A 21,794-nucleotide genomic window follows, 5' to 3' on the forward strand; every position below is an offset into this window, starting at 1 on the left:
GCCCACCCTACAAGAGCTTGGCTTGGGGCTGACAAATTAAAACAACACCTCATCTAGCCGCTGGCTAAAGTCTTTTGGTGGGATGATATCGCTGCGCACAATTTTGACCGGTACGATGGTTCTATCCAGCCACTGTCCGCGTTCGGCTAATACATGGCTGAGGGCGATTTCGGCGGCATCGGCGTCGCTACTGACCACTACGCCCATTTTATTGAGATTTAAGCGCTGAGTTTCGAGCCGGATATGGCTATTGGCATCGGTGAGCGAGGTTTCTAGCAGCGCCAACATAGCTTCTGGCTCTAAGGCACTGCGGCAGGCGTTGAATTCTGTGGAGAGCTGATCAAGTTGCTGGGTCAGCGCGGCATAGCGTGCTTCGCTTGGTTTGCAATAGCGCCAGCTGATTCTTACTTGCTCTAGCTCGGCGGCTAGTTGGCGTTTAAATTGTTCTCTTGCTTCAATATGCCAAGCGGCGTGGCTGGCGACTAGCTTCAGTAAGCGTTGTTTCAACATTCCATGCAGCGCATCAATGCTGCCTGCTACTTGGCTAATCTGCTGGCCACGGCATACCAGTACTTGTTGCGCCACATCTTGCCTTACGCTATCGCCAAATACCTCCATGCCATAGCGTTGTTGCAGCTGGCTTTGCATTACCAGTACGGCATAGGCGTGATCGGCCAGCGGGTTTTGGGCAAACCAAGTTTGGGCTTCTGCCGAATGGCTAATGGTTTCTTGCACACTTTCGCTGGTGCCAAATGCAGCGTGGGCATGGGGCTCGGTGTTCCAACTATTGCTAGATAACTCAATCGGCACAGGCAGCTGCGCCACGATGCGGCCACTCCAAGAAACTGCAATGGCACAGGCATTTTGTAATCGTACTTGATAGCGGCTGGCAAGCTTAATCCGTGGGTTTGCAATCTCTGCTAGTGCATCAAGTAAGCTTGGGTCGCAGCTCAGTACCGTAGGTTTAAATAGCGCTGTTAGTGAGTTCCAGAGTTTCATACGCTTTCCATATATAGCCGTGCTGCCAGTGTTTGCTTCATTGATTAACTTGGCCAATAGAGGCTGAGACTAAGCCTACTTAGATTGATTCAGCTTTTATGACTTTTTTCCTACAATCCACACCCCCAGCATCACAATAGCCGCGCCCAGCCATTGAATCGAGCTGAGGCGTTCGTCCAAAATACCGATGCTTAATAAAATAGACAGCATGGGGCCAAGGCTGCCGATGATGGCAGTGCGGCTGGCACCAATCCGGCTCATCGCGGCTGCAGTGGCATAGATCGGTAGCACCGTAGCAAACACGGCCATGGCCGCGGCAAGGCCATACACCGGCAGGGGCTGAATCAGCGCTTGCACGGGGTGAGTGATTAAAAAGTGGCAAATAATGGCGATGCTAGAAACGGTGAGCCCCAGCTCGGTAAAGCGCATCGCGCCTACACGGGCAATCACCTTGGGGCTCAGGCTCATATACAGGGCGTAGCAGGTGGTGCTGGCAAGGATAAAGCCAATCCCGACCCAATCGGCATTGGCGTCTTTTAAGCCGGGGTACACCACTAAGGCGATGCCTAAGTAAGTAATTGGCAAGGCTTGCTTAATGTGCCGTGTGAGCACCGCACCGCCAAGCATCACTGAAAACAACACGGTAAGGGTGGGATACAGGCTAAGTATCAGCCGCTCTAAGCTGGCACTTACCGTCATTAAGCCAATAAAATCCAGCACGCTTGATAAATAATAGCCCAGCAGGCCCAAGCCAATCAGTGCCAGATAATCCCGCCTAGCCAATGTCCCCTTGCTGCGCCACAGGCTGAAACTAGCCAAAATCAGTAGCACAAATAACATGCGTAAACAGACCATGGTAATGGCGTCCACACCGTGCCGATAAGCCAGCTTGGCAAATATGGCTTTGCAAGAGAAGCCTGTAGCGGCAAAAACGGCCAAAATCACACCAAAACGAAAGGTGCTGTTGCTGGGGGATGTTGTATACATCTTGCTTCCATTTAGGGAAAGGGAAACGATGGTTTAGGGGGCCTTAGCCCGATCATCTGCCAAAATCTCTGCTAGCCCTGCTTGTATTAGGTGGTAGGCAATGCTGGAGTTGCTAGGTAGCTCGGGTAGGTTTTCTGGACTAAACCATTGGGCATCTTCGATTTCATCTGGCTGGGGGGTGATCTCGCCCGAGCTGTAATCGGCAATAAAAGCCAGCATTAAAGAGTGGGGAAAGGGATGGCTTTGGCTGCCAAACCAGCGTAGCTCACCCACTTTTACCCCTACCTCTTCATAAATTTCGCGGTGAATACACTCTTCTAGGGATTCACCAGCCTCTACAAAGCCCGCTAAAGCGCTATAAACGCCTGGCCTAAAGTGTGGTGAACGGGCTAGTAGTAGCTCTCTGCCCTTTTTAATCAGCACCATCATGGCGGGTGAAATTCGCGGATAGCTACGGTGTAGGCAGGCTGGGCATTCGCGTGCGGTTTCTGTTGGCATGCGGGTGGTGGCGGTGCCGCAGCGGCCGCAAAAACGGTGCTGCCGATCAAAGGTCAGTAGTTGCTGGGCGCGGGCTGCAATCCAATAGCTGCTGTTGTCGAGCAAGCCCCATGCACTGCGTAGGCCAATGGCCTGTAGCTGATCGGAGTATGGGGTTTCTTGGGGCCAAGCCAATAAGACACAGGCTCTGCCTGAGTACTCGCCAATTTGCACACTGATTTCAGCGCTGGCAGGTAGCGTTTCGGCGAGGGGCAGTTGGCCATCGGCGCAGACTAAAAGTTGATCGCCAATAAACGCCAAGCACAGCGCGTCCATGTTTGCCGCCGTATGAATATATTGCGGAATAAAATTGACAGGCCACATCACCATACCTTTATTGTTTTAATGAGTAGAGAAATTCCCGTCAGGATGGTGACGCTTTCAAAGCAGCGTTTAATCATCTGATTGCCTTGTTTTAAGCCCCAGTGCGCCCCTAAATACCCACCTAGGGCGGAGGCGATTAGCAAAATAGGAACCCAAGGCCAGTAGAGCCCCGCTTGCATTGCCAGTGAAATAGCGCCTGCGCCATTCCAAAATAAACCCACCAACACCATGGTGTAAGCCACGGCGCGTTTGTAATCTATCCCAAACCAATGCACCAGCCACAGCGTAACAAATAGCCCCGTACCCGAGGTAAATGAGCCATTGAGTATGCCGATTAAAAATAAGCCCGCCGCACCTTGCCAAAGCGCTAAGCCGCTGCGGTGACGGCTTTGCGCTTCTTGCCCAAGTGAGGGGGAGAGTAGCGAGTAAATACCCAAGCCACTAGTAAGCAGAGCGAGGATAAGTAATGTCCAGCGTTCAGGAATCTGTAATACCAACATGGTGCCAATAAATACGCCAGGTAAGCCACTTGCCAGAATAATCAGCGAAAAGCGCCAGTTGAGCGTGCCCGCTTTGAGATGCTTGACCGTAGCGCCTAAGCCTAGCGCTACGCTGGCCACTTTATGCGTAGCCAGCGCCACTGGGAAAGCCAAGCCTAGAAATAGCAAAATAGGTAGCTGCAATAGGCCCGCACCGCCACCCGCAAGTGCGGAAAGGATGTTGGCAATGAGCGATACAACAAATAATGCGATTAATTCAGTCATGGATTTGGGCACAGGTGATGCTGTGGAATGAGGTGATCTACTTGTTGGCCTGAGGCTAAGCTCGCTAGCGAGCGTATGTCGATTTAAATCCGCATAAAAAGTAGTTTTTTTTTAATCTGAGGCTACTTTAAGAAAGCGCTGCTAGCAGTGTGTCGCTTAAATACATCAGTACACGCTAAGTCATCCGCTGATCAGCAGCTAAGCCACCGTAGTTTCTGTGGCTATTTGTCAGGATACGCAAGTTATCCTGCTAGGTCATTCCTTATGAAAACTAACTAATTTGCGCTGAATCTTGGATGTGTAGGGGCAGATGTAGGTGGATATACTGCAATTACATGACTATTTGCCTGCATTACTAATTTTTTACATAACCTTACCGTTAGTCGGTCAATAGGCAACGTTAGCTCTTACCTAGGGATAGTCCTAAGCTGTTTTGGCTTGTCAAACACACGTTTGATTCGTAGCATCAAGATGGTTTACTACATAGAGCATCGGGCTTTGGCTTGTGCTAATCAAAACAAGACGGGAGATTTACATGAATTCTTCGCTGCCACGGGCAAGCCGCCCCTTTGCTGTTTTGCTACTGACCTCCTTGCTCGCTGCGTGTGGCGGTGGTGGAGATGCCAATACTCCAGCGGATACTCGCAATATTAAAGAAGTGGTTTCTTTTGGCGATAGCCTGAGCGATATCGGCACGTATAACCCGACTACAGCAGATGCTGATTTAAGCAATGATATTCCGGTTGGTTTACGCTTTACCACTAAGCCTGCTACTGCCCCTACTGGCGCGGTGTGGACTGAGTTTTTTGCCGCAGAATATGGTTTAAATTTAACCCCAAATCGCTTAGTCAACTTCAGCGGGTTAAATCCAGTCACTGGTGCGCCAGTGGGTACACCAAGTTTAATGGGCAAGATTTATGAGCTAGGTGGTAGTGCCTACGCAGAAGGTGGCTCAAGAATTGATACAGAGCTAACTGTAAATGCCAAGGGCCAAGCGATTAGCAATGGGCTTGTAACGGTGGCTCCTGGCGTAACTTACCAATCGGCAACGGCGCTATCGATCAAGGGCCAAATTGCCAAGTATAAAGCGGCACGTACTAGCTTTAATGCCAGCCAATTGGTATTGATTCAAGGCGGCCCAAATGATTTCTTTGCTTTCTTAGCAGGGGTGGCTGCAGGCAAAATCAGCCCTACAACAGCGCCAACCGAGATTGGCAAAAATGTGACCTCAATGGTCACACAAGTGAAAACCTTGGTTGCTATGGGTGCTAGCAAAGTGGTCTATGCCAATATGCCAGATCTAGGCGTTACCCCTCAGTTTGCACCAACGCCTTTAAAAGGCTTAGCAACAACGCTTTCTGTTGAATATAACAAAGCGGTTGCTGCAGCATTAGCCACCGAAATCGCCGCGAAACAAGTCGTGATTGTAGATACCGCAGGCCTTGTGGCTAAAGCGATTGTTAGCCCAGTAAGCTTTGGTTTGGTTAACACCAGCAATATGGCGTGTAATAACGACACCACGCCATCAATCACTGCCTTGCCACCCACCACAGATCCAACTAAAGTTTCTGCCCTGACTTGCACAGGAAAAAATCTGGTAGCGCTTGATGCCGATGTGACTTATCTATTTGCAGATGGCGTACACCCATCGATTACAGGACATGCTGTTCTAGGTAAAGCAGCAGCAGGCACTGCGATGGCAGCAGGCTTTGTGAAGTAAGCTTTACCCATAAAAAAACCGCGCTTGGCCTTGGGCTTAAGTGCGGTTTTTTATTGCCTAGAATTTGATAATAAGTACTTTGCAATCAGTTTTCCAAAAAGTAGTCAGCCGTCATTCCCGCGTAGGCGGGAACCCAGCCGAGCTGCTGGATCCCCGACAAAGGCGCTCGGGGATGACGCTTTTTTAGCTGGACTAAGATACAAGAAAACGGATGCTTCACTACTTATCGCCTAGGCGCTGTGTATCCGGTAAAATTCGCTCATGAGCAAATTAACATTAGATCGCATCCTGCAATCGCAGGGCTTTGGTACGCGCAAGGGTTGTCGCGAGATGATTACCGACGGTGAAGTGGCCGTAAATGGTGAGATTGTCAGCAACTTTAAGCTCGCTTTTGAAACTACAGGGCTAGAGCTCACCATTTTTGGTGAAAGCTGGCCCTATCGTGAGCACGTCTATATTGCGCTGAATAAACCGGCCAATTATGAATGCTCACGTAAACCTAGCCATCATCCAGGGGTATTAAAGCTATTACCTGAGCAGTTTAATTGGCGCGAAGTGCAGCCCGTCGGCCGTTTAGATCACGATACCACCGGCCTGTTGCTGATGTCGGACGATGGCTCGTTTATCCACGCACAATCCTCCCCTAAGCGCCATGTGCCCAAGGTGTATGTCGCCATCACTGCCGAGCCGGTGAGCGATGAATTGGTCGCGCTGTTAATCGCCGGTGTGCAGCTTAACGATGAGCCAGCGCCTTTGGCTGCCGTGCATTGCAAAAAGCTAGGTGAGAATGAACTAGAAATCGTGCTGGAGCAGGGCAAATATCACCAAGTAAAACGCATGCTGGCCGCAGCAGGCAATCATTGCGCTGGTTTACGTCGCTCAGAAATTGGCGGCTTAAAACTGGCTGAGATGAGTTTACCTGAGGGTGAATGGTGCTATTTATCTGAGGCACAAATGGCGCTGTTGGTGTCAGCACAGTAAAACACATGGGGAAAGCATGAAATGTAATGGCGTAGTCATCTATTTGTTATAAACTTGCCATTAAATTTCATTATTCTTACTAATTTTTTGCTGCCTGCCTAAGGGTATCCCCATGAATTTATGTAATGGCTTGCTTATGGCCAGCATCGCGCTGGCACTTACTGCGTGTAATGACTCTGATTTGGCGACTCCCGAAGCCGTAGCTGCTCCTGTTGAGGTTAAGCTGATTGCCATTAACGATTTTCACGGCAATATCGAAGCAGGAGCGATCACCCTAACCGTTCCCGATGCCAGTGACCCAAGTAAAACCACCAAGGTGCCGGTAGGTGGTGCTGAATATCTGGCGACCTGGGTTAAAAACCTTAAAGCTAAAAATCCAAATAATGTCGTGGTTTCAGCTGGCGATTTGATTGGTGCTAGCCCGATGATTTCTGCGCTTTATCATGACGAGCCAACGATTGAATCCATGAATGCTTTGGGTTTGGATTTTAATGCGGTAGGTAATCACGAGTTTGATGATGGCCGTGAAGAATTACTGCGTATGCAAAATGGCGGCTGCCACGCAGATAAAGTAGGTTGTGCCGATGGTAAGTTTGACGGTGCAAAATTTAAGTTTTTGGCTGCTAATGTGCAAGACAGCAAAACCGGTAAAACGCTATTTCCTGCTTATCAAATCAAAGAATTTCAAGGCGTAAAAATCGGCTTTATCGGCATGACTTTAAAAGGCACGCCGGGTATTGTTACGCCGTCTGGTGTGGTGGGTTTAGATTTTAAAGACGAAGTAGAAACCGCCAATAAGCTGGTGCCTGAGCTGCAAAAGCTGGGGGTTGAAACTATTGTGGTCTTGCTGCACGAAGGTGGGGTGACTGTTGATAAAAAATACAATGAATGCAATGGCATTTCTGGCCCCATCGTCGATATCGTAAACAAGCTAGATAAAGCCATTGATGTGGTGGTTTCTGGCCATACTCATCAGCCCTACAACTGCAAAATCAACGATAAGCTGGTGACCAGCGCCTATCAATATGGTGGCATGGTGACGGACATTGATCTGACCATTGATCCTAAAACCCGCAATGTGATTAAGATGAGCGCCAATAATCTGGCGGTGACGCGTGATGTGCCAAAAGATGCGGCCCAAACCTCGTTGATCGAAAAATTCCTGAAATTGGTTACGCCACTGAAAGATCGAGTGGCAGGAACCATTGCAGGCCCGCTGACTAAAATAGCCACGGCAGCGGGCGAAATGCCGCTAGGCCGAGTGATTGCCGATGCTCAGCTTGATGCCACAGCAGATAAGAGCAATGGCGCTTCGCAAATTTCCTTTATGAACCCGGGTGGTGTGCGTGCCGAGCTGGCTCCAGATGCCGCTGCTAAGGTGACTTACGGCCAGCTGTTTACCGTACAACCCTTTGGTAATACCCTCGTGACGATGACGCTGACTGGCGAGCAAATCGATAAGGTGCTCGAGCAGCAGTGGAATGCTGGGGCGGCCAAAATCATGCAAGTGTCGGCAGGCTTTAGCTATGTATGGGATAAGAGCAAGCCAGATGGCAGCAAGGTAGATATTGCCAGCATTAAGCTCAATGGCGTGGCTATCGATCCAAAAGCCAACTACCGCGTGACGGTGAATAATTTTATGGCAACGGGTGGCGATGGTTATCTGGAGTTTGTAAACGGTAAGAGCGTGCTTGGTGGCCCGCAAGATGTGGATGCCTTGGAAAACTACCTGAAGAAAAACCCAATGCTTGCTGTGCCAAAAGCAGAGCGTATTAGTGTTTTGAACTAAGCCATATCATCCGCTTGGCTGACGCGATAAAGCGTTACCCTTGATAGGATTGAGTCATAGCCCCCTTTGCTACTTAAGTGAGCAAAGGGGGCTTTTTTTCATCTGATTAGCCCCATGTTTTTATGCTGAAATTTTTTTTCCTACTGAGTTTGCTTCTGCTAGGGAAAAAGAGCCAGCTGCCGTTGATGATTTGGCATTGGTGCATGTTTATATAAGCGTATCGGTCAGCCAGAGCAGATCATCCCAGTGCCAGACTGATGTATTCTTAGTGGAAATGCAGTGATCAATGTCAGTATATTTAGCTATGCTTAAACCTACCTGATTATGTCTCTTGCTTAATGAACTCTTTGTCGATGGATTTGTAGGGCGGGTGAAACCCGCGAGCAATGCTGAATAAATACGCGGGTTTCACCCGCCCTACGATATTTATAATGAGATTGAGCAAGAGGCTAATCAGTTAAACCTCTATCTAGGGAGCGAGCCAATGAAGCATCAATGTCTACAGCGCAGGCAGTTTTTATTGTTGGTGGGCAGCTTACTTGCCACGGTGGCCGCGCCAACATGGGCGGCTGGCGCATCGGGTGAAGTTAAGCAGCTCCTTGGGCAGGCGTGGCGGAATGATCAGCCTTTAAAACTGGGCGACCCGATTAGCTTAGGAGACCATTTACGCACGGGGGCAGATTCAAAGCTGGTGGTCAGGCTGGATAATGATGTCTATTTGCTACGTGCCAATGGCTCTTTGCAATTAGAGAAAAAAGGCTTAGTACTGGGGAGCTTGCGTTTACTGAGCGGCGCTTTACTTGCGGTATTTGCTAAAGGTAATAAGCAGATTATTACGCCAACGGTAACGGCAGGGATACGCGGCACGGGGCTGTATGCCGAGGCCAGCGAGCAAAGCACCTACTTTTGCCTCTGCTATGGAGAAGTCGATTTAAGCCCAATGCACCAAGAAGCTCGGCGCTTTCGGGTAAAAGCCAGCCACCATAAAGCGCATACGCTGGATGCGAAAGGCGGCATAGAAAAATCGCCACTTCGTAATCATAGCGATGACGAATTGGCGATTTTAGAAGCATTAGCCGGGCGTAAGCCTCATGCACTGGCCGGCTGATTTAAGCGCCTACTTTTGTTTAGCTAAGCGCTCATTCCAGTTTTTAACCACGGCATCTAGTGCGGCTTTGGCAGATTTACGCCCTGTGATCGCCGATTGGATTTCAGTTTGCAGGGTGCGCTGCATGGTGGTTTCATCTGGCAGAATACCTGGTTCTAAAGTCAGTGTTTTAGCGTTGCCAATAGATTGGGCGGCCACGGCGCGGGCTTTTTCTACCGGATCACTGCTCTTCGCTCCAGACATAAAGTACTGGTCTGCTGCCGCTTTTTTAGTCGATGGGAACGTAGTGCCGGTTTCTTTGGAGAAAGCCAATTGAGCGGCATCGCTGGTAATAAACTTGCCCAGTTTGGCCGCATCGCTTGGTGATTTTGCGCCCTTAGGAATCACGTAATCCATCATCCAACCACCAAAGGCCATTTTGCCTCCAGAAACCGGAAATGGGGCGATTTCGGTTTTACCATAAACGGCTTTGCTATCTTGCTCAGTGCGTTTTAACGCCTGCGGTGCGGTGGTCATCATGGCAATGCGCTGCGTGTTATACGCGGCAATTTCTTGCTCGAATTCAATTTTAAATACATCTTTAGGTATTGCGCCTGCTTTATATAAATCTACAAATTTTTGCAAGAATGCAATGTGCTGAGGGGAATTAAATACTGCTTTGCCATTTTCAATCACTGGCAAGCCCGCGTAATAAAACCAATTGATAAAACTGCCACCACTTTCTGCCGATAATTTAGGTGTAAATGCGGGTAATTTTGTTTTTGCAGTAATAGTTTTGGCTTGGCTAATTAATTCATCAAAATTTTTAGCTGGGGTTTTTATACCCGCTTTATCAAATATTTCTTTATTGTAGGCAATCACAGCCACAGAGTTATACCAAGGAAAGGCATAGATTTTTCCTTTATAAGTAACATCGTTAAGTGCATTGTCTTGATAAAGATTTTTATCCGCCCCCAAGTATTCATTCAGCGGAAAAATATTGCCTTGGCGGGCAAAATCATGCACCCACGGTACATTAAAATTGACTAGGGCCGGTGGGTTACCCGCTGCAATAGCAGCAATCAGCTTAGGCTGAATTTGATCCCAATTCATATCGACCCAAATGGCATCTAGGTTTGGATTTTGCTGATTAAATTGAGTAGCAAGGCCTTTAAAGTAATCATTAAATTTAGGTGCCATATTCATGGTCCAAAATTCTAGTTTTACTTTTTCAGCTGCAAAAACGGGTGAGGCGCTTAAAATACTGGTTACAACCATTGCGCTAGTAATAATTTTTTTCTTCATCTAGATATGCTCCATTTTTTTTGGCGGTGCGGCTTGGCAACATAAGTATTGTGTTATCTATGTGATTTTAAATATTGTGTAAAAGTGTGAAGTGTTGTTGTAAAAATGTGACTTACATTTCTAATAAACTAGGTATAGATGGCTGTCATATTGGCATATGATGATTGACCGATATTTGTGTATATCTTTTTTTATTAAGCAATGATAAAACGATGGAGTAAGGCTTTTATATTGTGGGTATGTTGCTGGGTAATATGATTTTGCCTCATTGCTGATTTACTTATTTAAACTTAGTTTGCAACCTATACTTACTCAATTAACCCTTGCGAGGTATGAACACAATGTCTGTTTTGATCTGTGGTTCTATGGCTTATGACACGATTATGGTTTTTCCAGATCGGTTTAAAAATCATATCTTGCCAGAAAAAATTCATATGCTTTCGGTGTCGTTTATGGTGCCGGAAATGCGTCGGGAATTTGGTGGTTGTGCGGGTAATATCGCTTATAACCTTAAAATGCTGGGTGGGGACCCGCAAATTATGGCAACCGCAGGCTGCGATTTTGCTCCCTATGCCAATCGCCTAGATAGATTGGGTATTCGTCGTGATAGCATTTTAGAAGTTGCAGACACGTTTACTGGGCAATGCTTTTTAACCACTGATTTAGACGACAACCAGATCAATGCTTTTCACCCCGGTGCCATGAGTTTTTCGCATCTAAACCGTGTGGCGGATATCCAAGTAGCGATTGAACTGGCGATTATTTCCCCTGATGGCAAGCAAGGCATGCAAGAGCATTGTGAGCAGCTTGCTAGCGCTAATATCCCCTTTATCTTTGACCCCGGCCAAGGCCTGCCAATGTTTAATGCGGCGGAGCTATTGCGGATGATTACTTTGGCTAGCTATGTGACGGTGAATGACTACGAGCTAGAAATGGTGCTGAACACCACTGGCCAGAGCATGGATGAGCTTAAAAACACCGCAAAAGTGCTGATTGTTACGCTAGGTGAAGATGGCTCTAAAATTTATGAAGGCGGAATTTGCCATGATATTCCCGTGGTTGTGGCCAATGAGGTGCTAGACCCAACCGGCTGTGGTGATGCTTATCGTGCTGGGCTGTTATTTGGCATCAGCCAAGGGTGGGACTGGCCAAGGACTGGGCGCTTGGCCTCATTATTAGGCACACTTAAAATTGGCTATAAGGGCGGGCAAAACCATGTTTTTAGCCGTGAGGAGATTGCGGCACGGTTTGAGCAGGCTTTTGGTTTGTCCTTGGTGTAGGGGCGCTGTGCGGCTTGCTTAATAAGGGGTATTACGCAGCAAGATCAAAAAGTACGCAGTCCACTAAAAGCACGAACAGTTGGCCGCATTGCCCTTTATTTTTTATTTATTTAAATAATTACATTTAAAATCAAATACTTATTAGGTAAAAAATCTACGCGTTATAATGAAAAGCAGAGGAAGATCTCCCATTTTTGATCCATTTTCTTCATGTATTTAGTGTTTTTCGTGGATTGAATAGTCTTTGTACGTAACATCAGTTAAATAATATTAGTAATTTCTACTGCATTAAATCTGTCACGCAACTGACTTGTTGTTTTCATGCTTTGTCTATATGGTTTGTGCTCACGTCGGGAATCCTGACTAACCATAAAAGCAGGGGTTGCAATGAATAAGAAGGCGGTAGAAGGCTGCAAGCTAAAAACGTTGATGGCACTGTGTTTAATGGCTTGGGGAATAAATGCTCCCGCACATGCGGCAGCAAAAGTGGTGATTAGCCAGGTTTACGGCGGCGGCGGTAATAGCGGGGCGATATTTAAAAGTGATTTTATTGAGTTATTTAATGCGGGTGACCAGCCTGCAGATCTTACTGGCTGGAGCGTGCAATACGCTTCGGCAACGGGCAGCAGCTGGCAAAAAACAGCGATCAATGGGGTCTTGCTTGCTGGGCAGTATTACTTAGTTCAGCAGTCTACCGGCACAGGTGGCAGTGTAAATCTACCCTCTCCAGAAGCGATAGGCACCCTGCTGTTAAGCGCAAGCAGTGGCAAAGTGGCTCTTGTTAAAAATAATTTGCTTTTGGCTTGCGGTGCGCAGTGCAGCGGCAACGCTAATGTTTTGGATTACGTAGGTTTTGGTTCTGCAAACAATGCAGAAACTAACCCAATTGCGCTATTAAGTAATAGTACGGCTGCCCTACGCAAAAACGCAGGCTGCACAGATAGCAACGACAATAGCGCTGACTTTATAGTGACCACTCCTGCACCGCGTAATGGTGCAACCCTGCTGCATACTTGCGGTGGTGTATCTCCAACACCCACTCCAACACCAAGCAGCCAACGCATCCATGATATTCAAGGCCATGCGCATCGCTCGCCTTTAGAAAATACCATGGTGAGCAATGTGCCAGGGGTTGTAACCCTATTGGCAAGCAATGGCTTTTATCTGCAAGACCCGCTGCCAGATAACGATCCTTTAACGTCTGAAGGGATTTTTGTGTTTGTTGGCAGTGCGCCAACGGTGGTGGTGGGCGATTCGGTATTGGTTTCTGGCACAGTCAGCGAGTTCCGCCCAGGCGGCACGGGTGGTACCAATAATTTAACCACCACGCAAATCAAATTAGCCAGTGGCGGCGCTAGCAAATTGTCTAGCGGCAATGCACTGCCTGCGCCCGTTATCTTGGCTAGCAATGTGCCAAATCAGCGGCTATGGCAAGGTAATGTGGCTGATATTGAGCAAGCCACTACGCTTGATTTAGCCAATGGCCTCGATTTTTATGAAAGCCTAGAAGGCATGCGCGTGCAAATTAATGGCGCGGTAGTGGTTGGCCCGAGCAATAAATTTGGCGAAGTGTTTGTCGTTGCAGATCACGGCAGAGCCGCAGGCCCGCGCTCACCACGTGGTGGGGTAGTGGTGACTGAAGCCGATTTTAACCCAGAGCGCATTAAATTAGCCGCAGGTGCAATCAAGGCACCTGCTGTTAATGTGGGGGATTGGTTCCCGCAAGCGGTGGGCGTGGTGGATTATAGCTTTGCTAACTATAACTTACAGCTTAGCGAATTAGCCGCTCCTGTGAGTAGCAATCTGCAGCCAGAAACCACGGTTAAACAGACTAGCGATGAACTAGCGATTGCCTCGTTTAACGTAGAAAACCTCGATGCCAATGAAGGCGGGGCTAAGTTTGCTCGCCTAGCGGTGCAAATCGTACAAAACCTGCAATCGCCCGACATTCTTGGCTTGATGGAAATCCAAGACAATAACGGCGCGACGAGCGATGGCTCGGTTGACCCAGCTCAAACCTTGGCCAAGCTCATCACGGCGATTAAAACGGCAGGCGGTCCAGCTTATCAATATCGCCAAATCAACCCCGTAGATGGCCAAGACGGTGGCGAGCCAGGCGGCAATATCCGCCAAGTTTTCTTGTTTAATCCAGCAAGAGTGAGCTTTATTGATCGTGCGGGTGGCTCTGCCACTCAGGGCATCGACGTGGTGGCTTGCCCAGAACAAGCCTGCCTGACTGCTAGCCCTGGCCGTATTGCTCCAACAGACCCAGCTTTTAATGCCAGCCGTAAACCGCTTACCGGCGAGTTTTCTTTTAATGGCAACAAGCTGTTTGTGATTGCTAACCACTTTAATTCTAAAGGGGGAGATCAGCCTTTGAGTGGCCGCTTCCAACCGGCTAATCGCAGCTCAGAAGTGCAGCGCAATAAACAAGCACAAATCGTGGCTGATTTTGTTAGCCGGATTAACGCCTTGGATCGCAATGCCAATGTGGTGGTGCTGGGGGATATCAATGATTACCAGTTCTCTACCTCAGTACAGCGCTTAAAGGCGGTGGGCTTAGTGGATCTAGTTGAAACGCTGCCAGAAAACGAGCGCTATACCTACGTTTATGAAGGCAATAGCCAAGTGCTGGATCATATTTTGGTGTCGCCAGCCTTAGCCAGCCGTGCTCAATACGATGTGGTGCATGTGAATTCTGAGTTTGCAGATCAAGCATCGGATCACGAGCCAGAAGTAGCAAAGCTAACCCTGCCACAAGCATGGTTTGATATCACTGCGCGCTTTAGTCAGCAAAAATCAGGCTTGGTTTATAACGCGGGCAGCAAAACATTTAATGGCAGCCTTAGCTTGGCCGCGCAAAGCGTTGTAAGTGGCCCAGTCCGTGTGCAAATCAAAGATTTACCTGCAGGGGTAACGCTGGCAAATGGCGCTGAAGATGGCGTACTGCTTGCCAATATTACTGCCGGTACGGCGCTGGTTTTACCGCTTAAATTTAACAATCCGGCACGTGTTGCGATTCGTTTCACTGCACAAATTCTGGCTAATAAGGACTTTAAATAATGAAACATACCCTTAAACTAGCATTGGCTGGCCTTGCCTTGGTTTGCAGCAACATGGCTTCGGCGGCGATGTATCAAGTGGATGTGGATACTCGCGCTTTGGAAGGGCAGGGCGGTTTTGTAGCCTTGGGTTTAAATGGCCTAAGTGATTCACCTTTGGTTCGTGCGCTCGTTAGCCAGTTCCGTGGCAGCAGCTTTGGGCTGGTCGATAACAGCAACACGTTTAACGTGCTTGGGCAGCTTAGCTCTACTTTAAAGCTGGATAATTTGCAGTCTAATCAATTTACTCAGGGCGTTATCTTTGGCAAAAAACTACAGTTCAATGTTGAATTTGCAGAAAGCAATTCGGTAATTGGTTCAGGCACTAGCTTTGCTTTTTCTTTGCTAGATAAAAACTACAGCTCTTTGTTAAGTGCGGATCCATCGGGTGTTGCAGTAATGGCAGAATTTACCCCGGGCAGCGCAACGTCATTTAACAGCTTGCTTCGTGCCGATGGTAAGGCCGTGGCAACGATTACCCCCGTACCAGAGCCAGAAACCTACGCCTTGATTGGTTTGGGTCTATTAGGTTTGGCCATGCAACGGCGTAAGCGCAGCTCTTACATCAGTAAGATTTAATACGGCAAAGAGCTGGTTTCACTGCTTGTGGTTAAAAACGACCCTGCGGGGTCGTTTTTTATGTTTTGAAGTTGTTGTAAAAATAGAATAATTAATTTTAGTATTTAATTTGATTGTTTGTAAGTTTGCTTACAGCAATGTAACGGCGCGTAGCTATTTCTCATCATTGTGGTTTTTATTGCCGAGAGCTTTCTTACAGAGCTTCTGACGAATCGCTACATAAATGCGCTGATCGATGAAATTATATTTTTTTATGCTAAATAATTAATTACTCTGAGCTTATGCTTGCTTAGAAATTTAATTGTGATTTTTTGAATCCTGCTTGCTTCTTTCTATTTGATTTATATCGGTTTTTTTGGAGTGCAGGTCATGTAGTGAAAAGGCCTAATACCAATTCCACAAAAAATCATAGCTAAAGACGTTGGGGATATCTCTAGTAGGAGTACTCCTTAACGTGAGGTTTACTGCAAGGCAGCACTTTTAGACTCGGAAAGAGTTTTCTCTATTAACGTAGTAAGGTGGGAGAATCACAAATGCGATTGAAACAGCTCGGATATATTCTCGCTACGGCGTGTGCTTTGAATGCGGGGGCTGCAATGGCCGCCGGCAAAACTTTGATTTTTTGTTCTGAAGGTAGCCCAGCCGGTTTTGATCCGGTGCGTTATACCTCTGGCACGGATTTTGATGCCTCTGCTGAGCCTGTTTTCAATCGCTTGGTGCAATTTAAACAAGGTTCTACCCAAATTGAGCCAGGTTTAGCAGAAAAGTGGGAAGTATCGGCTGATGGGCTGACTTACACTTTTAATCTGAGAAAAGGCGTGAAATTCCACACCACGCCTTTCTTTAAGCCGACTCGTGACTTTAACGCCGATGATGTGGCGTTTACTTTTCAGCGCATGACGGATAAAAATCTACCGTTTAACAAGGCCGCACCTTCAGATTTCCCATATGTATCTGATATGAGCCTTGATACCAATATTGTGGGTATCGAAAAAGTAGACGCTTATACCATCCGTTTAAAACTGAAAGCAGTGGATGCGGCCTTCTTGCAAAATATCGCGATGTCTTTTGCCTCTGTTTACTCGGCTGAATACGCAGATAGCCTGCTGAAGAGCGGCAAAACGGCGCAGCTAAATACCATGCCTATCGGTACTGGCCCATTTATTTTCAAAAGCTATCAAAAAGACAGCAATATTCGCTTTGATGCCAATCCAGAATACTGGAAAAAAGGCGAAGTAAAACTGGATAAGTTGATTTTTGCGATTACCCCAGATGCTTCTGTGCGTTACCAAAAGCTGCAAAAGGGTGAATGCCATGTCATGGTTTATCCAAAGCCAGCTGATCTGAAAGCCATGCAAGAAAACAAAAGTTTATCCGTGCCTTCACAAGCCGGTTTCAATCTTGGCTATTTGGCTTACAACGTTCAGCACAAACCACTGGATAAATTAGAAGTTCGCCAAGCGCTGGATATGGCTATTAATAAGAAAGCCATTATCGAAGCGGTTTACCAAGGTGCGGGCCAGTCTGCCACTAACCCAATGCCACCTACTCAGTGGTCTTACAATAAAAAGCTAAAAGATGCGGCTTATGATCCGGTTAAAGCGAAGGCGCTGCTGAAAAAAGCGGGCATTGCAGAAGGCACTGAGATCACGTTATGGGCCATGCCAGTACAGCGCCCTTACAACCCAAATGCCAAACTGATGGCTGAAATGATCCAAGCGGATTGGGCTAAAGTGGGCGTGAAAGGCAAGATCACCACTTACGAGTGGGGCGAGTACCTGAAGCGCGGCAAGGCGGGTGAGCACGATGCAATCTTGGTAGGTTGGACTGGTGACAATGGCGATCCTGATAACTGGCTAGGTGTGAACTTGGCTTGCGCTTCGGTAGAAGGCAATAACTACGCTAAGTGGTGCAATAAAGAGTTTGACGAGATGGTCGTAAAAGCGCGCACTATTACTAATCAAGCTGAACGCACCAAGCTGTACGAAAAAGCGCAGGAAGTCTTTAAGCGTGAGCTGCCTTGGACAACCGTTGCACACTCCACCGTTTACGTGCCACTGCGTAAAGAAGTGCAAGGGTTCAAAATCAGCCCATTTGGTCTGACTTCTTTCTCTGGCGTGAGTCTGAAATAACTATTTGATCTTCCATAGAACGGCCGCTGCGATTCGGGCGGCCGTTTTTGCGTAGTGCTTTTGTGTATGTTGATGTCATTGGCCTTTGCAGTTGCTGTTTTTGTGCTGAAGGTGTGTTTACGTAGCTAAAGTTTTTTATGTTTTTCGCAGCTAAAACTGCCGTGCGCCGTATGGAGAAATATCCATGTTTAGTTTTATTTTTCGCCGCTTAAGCGTCACGATCCCCACTTTTTTGGGCATCACCGTTTTAGCGTTTGCGCTGATTCACATGATTCCGGGCGATCCGGTTTTGGTGATGGTGGGTGAGCGTCGTTTAGACCCAGAATTTTATCGCCAAGCCCTGATTCGGCTTGGTTTAGATCAGCCTTTATATGTGCAGTACTGGCAATATCTGCTGAAAGTATTGCATGGTGATCTAGGTTTTTCTTTGGTGACGCATGAGCCTGTGATTAGGGATTTTTGGGCGCTGTTTCCTGCCACATTTGAGCTTTCAATGTGTGCCATGTTGTTTGCTACGGTAACGGGGCTTGCCGCAGGGATTGTGGCAGCAACGCGTCGCGGCACCGCGATCGACCATGCCGTAATGGGTACGGCCTTAACAGGCTATTCAATGCCGATTTTCTGGTGGGGCTTGCTGCTGATTATGCTGTTCTCGGTGCAGCTAGGCTGGACACCGGTTTCGGGCCGTTTAGATTTGGAATTTGATATCCCGCGCGTGACTGGCTTGATGCTGATTGACACGCTGATTTCAGGTGAAGAAGGTGCGTTTAAATCTGCTGTGATGCATCTGATCTTGCCAACCATCGTATTGGGTACCATCCCAATGGCGGTGATTGCACGCATGACGCGCTCGTCCATGCTAGAAGTGCTACGCGAAGAATATATCCGTACAGCCCGGGCCAAGGGTCTTTCCAAAACGCGGATCGTACTGGTGCACGCATTAAGAAATGCGCTGATGCCCGTGGTCACGGTGATTGGTTTACAAGTTGGCACCATGCTGGCTGGTGCCGTACTGACTGAGAGTATTTTCTCTTGGCCGGGTATTGGTAAATGGCTGATAGATTCGATTTCGCGTCGTGATTATCCGGTGGTGCAGGGCGGTATTTTATTGATCGCTACGCTGATTATTATTGTTAACCTAGTGGTTGATGTGCTGTACGGCATTATCAATCCACGTATTCGCCATGCGAGGTAAGTATGTCGAACATTAAGTCTTTGGCCGCAGCTGAGCCCCTTTATAGCTATCCATCACCACTCAAAGAATTTTGGCAAAGCTTTAGCGCCAATCGTGGTGCTTTGGTTTCATTTATCTTTTTTATGCTGTTGGTTGTGGCCGCTTTACTTGCTCCTTGGCTCGCGCCACACGCGCCTAGCGAGCAGTATCGTGAGTTCTTTTTAACGCCTCCTGCATGGCAAACCGGTGGCTCTTGGCAGTTTTTTTTAGGAACCGATGAAGTAGGCCGAGATATTCTTAGCCGCCTGCTGCACGGTGCAAGGCTGAGCTTATTAATTGGCTTGATCTCGGTAACGATGTCGCTATTGCCGGGGATTGTGTTGGGGATGATTGCCGCTTTTTACCCTAACTTTATTGGCACCTCCATCATGCGCGCGATGGATGTAATGATGGCACTGCCTTCATTACTCTTAGCCGTGGCAATTGTGGCCGTGCTAGGGCCGGGGCTGCTGAATACGATTTTGGCGATTTCCGTGGTGAGCTTGCCATCTTATGTAAGGCTGGCGCGGGCTTCTGCCATGGGCGAGTTATCAAAAGATTATGTGATCGCATCTCGCCTATCGGGTGCGAGCAAGTTGCGCCTGATGTTTAACACCGTGCTGCCCAACTGTATGGCACCGCTGATTGTGCAAGCAACGCTGGGCTTTTCTGCCGCTATTCTGGATGCCGCTGCCTTGGGCTTCTTGGGCCTTGGCGCACAACCGCCTTTGCCTGAGTGGGGCACGATGCTGGCCTCTGCCCGTGATTATATCGAGCGCGCTTGGTGGGTAGTGACTATGCCAGGGGTAACGATCTTAATCACCGTGCTGGCGCTTAATCTAATGGGCGATGGCCTGCGCGACGCGCTAGACCCAAAACTGAAAAAGCTGGCTTAAGGCTGCATTGTAGGGTGGGCAGGATTTTCTACCCACGCGGCGCAAGGTGCGCCATACCGCGTGGGCAAGATAAAACGCCTTGCCCACCCTACTCAAGACAGACCTTTTTAAAGGCTTGGAGAAAATAATGAGTTTATTAGATATAAAAAACCTCTCCGTTGCGTTTGGCTCGGTTGATAAGCCTTTTCGGGCGGTAGAAAGCGTTGATTTCTCGATTAATCGTGGCGAGATCGTCGGGATTGTGGGCGAGTCAGGCTCGGGTAAAAGCGTCACCATGCTGGCCTTGATGGGCTTGATCGATGCACCGGGCCGAGTAACGGCGGATGAATTGTCTTTTGAAGGCAAAGACCTGCTGAATATGAAGGCCAACGATAAGCGCAAAATCATCGGCAAAGATATCGCCATGATTTTTCAGGACGCTTTATCTAGCCTCAACCCTGCCTATACCGTTGGCTATCAGTTGATGGAAACCTTGCGTCAGCATGAAGGCTTGAAGGGTGCTACGGCGCGCAAGCGTGCGCTGGAGCTGTTAGAAATGGTAGAGATCCCAGACGCTAAATCTCGGCTTGATGCTTATCCGCATCAATTATCCGGCGGGATGAGCCAGCGGGTGATGATCGCTATGGCGATTGCCTGTAAGCCGCGCTTACTGATCGCCGATGAGCCAACCACGGCGCTAGATGTAACCGTGCAAGCACAGATTATGGAGCTGCTGGTTAATCTGCAAAAGCAGCACGACATGGCACTGATCCTTATCACTCACGATTTGGCAGTGATTGCCGAAGTAGCGCAGCGCGTGGTGGTGATGTATGCAGGCCAAGTGGCAGAAACCAGCCCCGTGCCGGCGATCTTTGATTACCCCCGCCACCCATACACACAAGCTTTGCTCAGCTCCATTCCAGAGCACAGCAAGGGCGCACATCGTTTGGCGACGTTGCCAGGCGTAGTGCCGGGGCAATACGATAGGCCAGTGGGATGTTTGCTTTCGCCACGCTGCCCCTATGTACAAGAATCCTGTAAAACCAAACGTCCAGATATCACGATAGCGGGCGCAGGCACCGTGCGCTGCATTACACCACTGGACGAAGCGGGGAGACCACAAGCATGAGCGACGCAATCCAACCTATCCTAGTCGCCAGTGAATTATCGCGTCACTACCATGTATCGCGCGGCTTTATGAAGCCTGCTGCCACGGTGAAAGCACTCAATAGCGTGAGCTTTAGTCTGCAGCCTAAAAAAACACTGGCGGTGGTGGGTGAATCGGGCTGTGGTAAATCTACCCTAGCGCGTCAGCTTACTTTGATTGAAGAGCTGACCTCTGGGCAGTTGCAAATTGCTGGCGTGGATACCGTGGCGGCTTCGGCCGCTGATTTAAAAATCCTGCGCCCTAAAGTGCAGATGGTGTTTCAAAACCCATATGCTTCTTTAAACCCGCGTAAGCAAATTGGCACCATGCTGGCCGAGCCACTGCTGCTGAATACCTCGCTGAGCGCCGCTGAGCGTGAAGAAAAAGTTCGCGCCATGATGACCCGCGTGGGCCTGCGCCCAGAGCATTATCACCGCTATCCGCATATGTTTTCTGGCGGCCAGCGTCAGCGTATTGCCGTGGCCCGCGCCATGATGCTTACCCCTAGCGTGGTGGTGGCCGATGAGCCAACTTCGGCGCTGGATGTATCGATTCAGGCGCAGATTTTAAATCTGTTTATGGATCTACAAGACGAGCTGGGTATTGCTTACGTGTTTATTAGCCACAACCTATCGGTGGTTGAACACGTGGCTGACGATGTGCTAGTAATGTACTTTGGTGTAGGCGTAGAGCATGGCCCTAAGGATGTGCTGTTTGATCGGCCACTACATCCCTACACCCGAGCGCTGATGTCGGCAACGCCAGCGATCCGCGCTGAAGACCGCGGCTCTAAAGTGAAATTACTGGGTGAGCTGCCTTCACCGCTCAACCCGCCAACAGGCTGCGCTTTCAACACCCGTTGCCCCTTTGCTACCGACCATTGCCGTACAGAAGTACCCAAACTACGCCCAATCGAAGGCCGCTTAGTGGCTTGCCACCGCGTGGAAGAAATTACAGTTTGATGGAATGCGGGT

At 48.5% G+C, this 21,794-nt stretch carries 17 protein-coding genes; 12 read left to right on the top strand and 5 right to left on the bottom strand.

Annotated features, from left to right (window positions below; genetic code table 11):
- Nucleotides 1-36: 36 nt before the first annotated feature.
- The 4 genes from Q0R17_RS08215 to Q0R17_RS08230 all read right to left on the bottom strand — a co-directional run bounded on the left by Q0R17_RS08215 (nt 37) and on the right by Q0R17_RS08230 (nt 3,611).
- Nucleotides 37-999: a hypothetical protein gene (locus Q0R17_RS08215; protein ID WP_293933865.1), complete on the bottom strand. Its 963-nt coding sequence runs from the start codon at nt 997-999 to the stop codon at nt 37-39.
- A gap of 96 nt (nt 1,000-1,095) precedes the next feature.
- Complete coding sequence (locus Q0R17_RS08220) at nt 1,096-1,986, bottom strand: DMT family transporter (RefSeq protein WP_293933868.1); 891 nt, start codon at nt 1,984-1,986, stop codon at nt 1,096-1,098.
- A 33-nt stretch (nt 1,987-2,019) separates the two neighbouring features.
- On the bottom strand, nt 2,020-2,847 hold the full coding sequence (gene nudC, locus Q0R17_RS08225; RefSeq protein ID WP_293933871.1) for an NAD(+) diphosphatase: 828 nt from the start codon (nt 2,845-2,847) through the stop codon (nt 2,020-2,022).
- Nucleotides 2,847-3,611, bottom strand: a complete 765-nt coding sequence (locus tag Q0R17_RS08230; RefSeq protein WP_293933874.1) for a sulfite exporter TauE/SafE family protein — start codon at nt 3,609-3,611, stop codon at nt 2,847-2,849. Before Q0R17_RS08230 ends, nudC begins: the two co-directional genes overlap by 1 nt.
- Before the next feature lie 535 nt (nt 3,612-4,146).
- Here Q0R17_RS08230 and Q0R17_RS08235 point away from each other — a divergent pair.
- The 4 genes from Q0R17_RS08235 (at nt 4,147) to Q0R17_RS08250 (ending at nt 9,209) form a co-directional block, all read left to right on the top strand.
- Complete coding sequence (locus tag Q0R17_RS08235) at nt 4,147-5,331, top strand: SGNH/GDSL hydrolase family protein (protein WP_293933877.1); 1,185 nt, start codon at nt 4,147-4,149, stop codon at nt 5,329-5,331.
- 261 nt (nt 5,332-5,592) lie between these two features.
- The gene (locus Q0R17_RS08240; protein WP_293933880.1) at nt 5,593-6,312 is read left to right on the top strand and encodes a pseudouridine synthase; all 720 of its coding nucleotides are present in this window, start codon (nt 5,593-5,595) and stop codon (nt 6,310-6,312) included.
- 112 nt (nt 6,313-6,424) lie between these two features.
- Complete coding sequence (locus Q0R17_RS08245; protein WP_293933883.1) at nt 6,425-8,101, top strand: bifunctional UDP-sugar hydrolase/5'-nucleotidase; 1,677 nt, start codon at nt 6,425-6,427, stop codon at nt 8,099-8,101.
- A 484-nt stretch (nt 8,102-8,585) separates the two neighbouring features.
- Entirely contained in the window at nt 8,586-9,209 is a 624-nt protein-coding gene (locus tag Q0R17_RS08250) for a FecR domain-containing protein (protein WP_293933886.1), read from the top strand.
- Nucleotides 9,210-9,218: 9 nt separating this feature from the next.
- Here Q0R17_RS08250 and Q0R17_RS08255 read toward each other — a convergent pair whose 3' ends face one another.
- Nucleotides 9,219-10,493, bottom strand: a complete 1,275-nt coding sequence (locus tag Q0R17_RS08255; protein WP_293933889.1) for an ABC transporter substrate-binding protein — start codon at nt 10,491-10,493, stop codon at nt 9,219-9,221.
- Between the two features lie 341 nt (nt 10,494-10,834).
- On the opposite strand from Q0R17_RS08255, the gene Q0R17_RS08260 reads away from it, so the two are divergent.
- The 8 genes from Q0R17_RS08260 to Q0R17_RS08295 all read left to right on the top strand — a co-directional run bounded on the left by Q0R17_RS08260 (nt 10,835) and on the right by Q0R17_RS08295 (nt 21,782).
- Nucleotides 10,835-11,773 (top strand): carbohydrate kinase family protein, encoded by a 939-nt coding sequence (locus Q0R17_RS08260; protein WP_293933892.1) that lies wholly within the window; start codon nt 10,835-10,837, stop codon nt 11,771-11,773.
- Between the two features lie 387 nt (nt 11,774-12,160).
- Nucleotides 12,161-14,836: a lamin tail domain-containing protein gene (locus tag Q0R17_RS08265; RefSeq protein ID WP_293933894.1), complete on the top strand. Its 2,676-nt coding sequence runs from the start codon at nt 12,161-12,163 to the stop codon at nt 14,834-14,836.
- On the top strand, nt 14,836-15,453 hold the full coding sequence (locus Q0R17_RS08270; RefSeq protein WP_293933898.1) for an NF038129 family PEP-CTERM protein: 618 nt from the start codon (nt 14,836-14,838) through the stop codon (nt 15,451-15,453). Before Q0R17_RS08265 ends, Q0R17_RS08270 begins: the two co-directional genes overlap by 1 nt.
- A 533-nt stretch (nt 15,454-15,986) precedes the next feature.
- On the top strand, nt 15,987-17,585 hold the full coding sequence (locus Q0R17_RS08275; RefSeq protein WP_293933901.1) for an ABC transporter substrate-binding protein: 1,599 nt from the start codon (nt 15,987-15,989) through the stop codon (nt 17,583-17,585).
- 184 nt (nt 17,586-17,769) lie between these two features.
- Nucleotides 17,770-18,780: an ABC transporter permease subunit gene (locus tag Q0R17_RS08280; RefSeq protein ID WP_293933904.1), complete on the top strand. Its 1,011-nt coding sequence runs from the start codon at nt 17,770-17,772 to the stop codon at nt 18,778-18,780.
- A gap of 2 nt (nt 18,781-18,782) precedes the next feature.
- Complete coding sequence (locus Q0R17_RS08285) at nt 18,783-19,694, top strand: ABC transporter permease subunit (RefSeq protein WP_293933907.1); 912 nt, start codon at nt 18,783-18,785, stop codon at nt 19,692-19,694.
- 127 nt (nt 19,695-19,821) lie between these two features.
- Nucleotides 19,822-20,802 (top strand): oligopeptide/dipeptide ABC transporter ATP-binding protein, encoded by a 981-nt coding sequence (locus Q0R17_RS08290; RefSeq protein ID WP_293933910.1) that lies wholly within the window; start codon nt 19,822-19,824, stop codon nt 20,800-20,802.
- Nucleotides 20,799-21,782, top strand: coding sequence for a peptide ABC transporter ATP-binding protein (locus tag Q0R17_RS08295; protein WP_293933912.1), 984 nt, complete (start codon nt 20,799-20,801; stop codon nt 21,780-21,782). The genes Q0R17_RS08290 and Q0R17_RS08295 overlap by 4 nt, the downstream gene beginning before the upstream one ends.
- Nucleotides 21,783-21,794: the final 12 nt, after the last annotated feature.

Source organism: Iodobacter sp., from assembly GCF_025352645.1.
Lineage (GTDB): Bacteria > Pseudomonadota > Gammaproteobacteria > Burkholderiales > Chitinibacteraceae > Iodobacter.

Excerpts from the sequence above, each read along its gene's own strand:
- Q0R17_RS08215 (WP_293933865.1), bottom strand. The coding sequence starts at position 999 with ATGAAACTCTGGAACTCACTAACAGCGCTATTTAAACCTACGGTACTG.
- Q0R17_RS08220 (WP_293933868.1), bottom strand. The coding sequence starts at position 1,986 with ATGTATACAACATCCCCCAGCAACAGCACCTTTCGTTTTGGTGTGATT.
- nudC (WP_293933871.1), bottom strand. The coding sequence starts at position 2,847 with ATGTGGCCTGTCAATTTTATTCCGCAATATATTCATACGGCGGCAAAC.
- Q0R17_RS08230 (WP_293933874.1), bottom strand. The coding sequence starts at position 3,611 with ATGACTGAATTAATCGCATTATTTGTTGTATCGCTCATTGCCAACATC.
- Q0R17_RS08235 (WP_293933877.1), top strand. The coding sequence starts at position 4,147 with ATGAATTCTTCGCTGCCACGGGCAAGCCGCCCCTTTGCTGTTTTGCTA.
- Q0R17_RS08240 (WP_293933880.1), top strand. The coding sequence starts at position 5,593 with ATGAGCAAATTAACATTAGATCGCATCCTGCAATCGCAGGGCTTTGGT.
- Q0R17_RS08245 (WP_293933883.1), top strand. The coding sequence starts at position 6,425 with ATGAATTTATGTAATGGCTTGCTTATGGCCAGCATCGCGCTGGCACTT.
- Q0R17_RS08250 (WP_293933886.1), top strand. The coding sequence starts at position 8,586 with ATGAAGCATCAATGTCTACAGCGCAGGCAGTTTTTATTGTTGGTGGGC.
- Q0R17_RS08255 (WP_293933889.1), bottom strand. The coding sequence starts at position 10,493 with ATGAAGAAAAAAATTATTACTAGCGCAATGGTTGTAACCAGTATTTTA.
- Q0R17_RS08260 (WP_293933892.1), top strand. The coding sequence starts at position 10,835 with ATGTCTGTTTTGATCTGTGGTTCTATGGCTTATGACACGATTATGGTT.
- Q0R17_RS08265 (WP_293933894.1), top strand. The coding sequence starts at position 12,161 with ATGAATAAGAAGGCGGTAGAAGGCTGCAAGCTAAAAACGTTGATGGCA.
- Q0R17_RS08270 (WP_293933898.1), top strand. The coding sequence starts at position 14,836 with ATGAAACATACCCTTAAACTAGCATTGGCTGGCCTTGCCTTGGTTTGC.
- Q0R17_RS08275 (WP_293933901.1), top strand. The coding sequence starts at position 15,987 with ATGCGATTGAAACAGCTCGGATATATTCTCGCTACGGCGTGTGCTTTG.
- Q0R17_RS08280 (WP_293933904.1), top strand. The coding sequence starts at position 17,770 with ATGTTTAGTTTTATTTTTCGCCGCTTAAGCGTCACGATCCCCACTTTT.
- Q0R17_RS08285 (WP_293933907.1), top strand. The coding sequence starts at position 18,783 with ATGTCGAACATTAAGTCTTTGGCCGCAGCTGAGCCCCTTTATAGCTAT.
- Q0R17_RS08290 (WP_293933910.1), top strand. The coding sequence starts at position 19,822 with ATGAGTTTATTAGATATAAAAAACCTCTCCGTTGCGTTTGGCTCGGTT.
- Q0R17_RS08295 (WP_293933912.1), top strand. The coding sequence starts at position 20,799 with ATGAGCGACGCAATCCAACCTATCCTAGTCGCCAGTGAATTATCGCGT.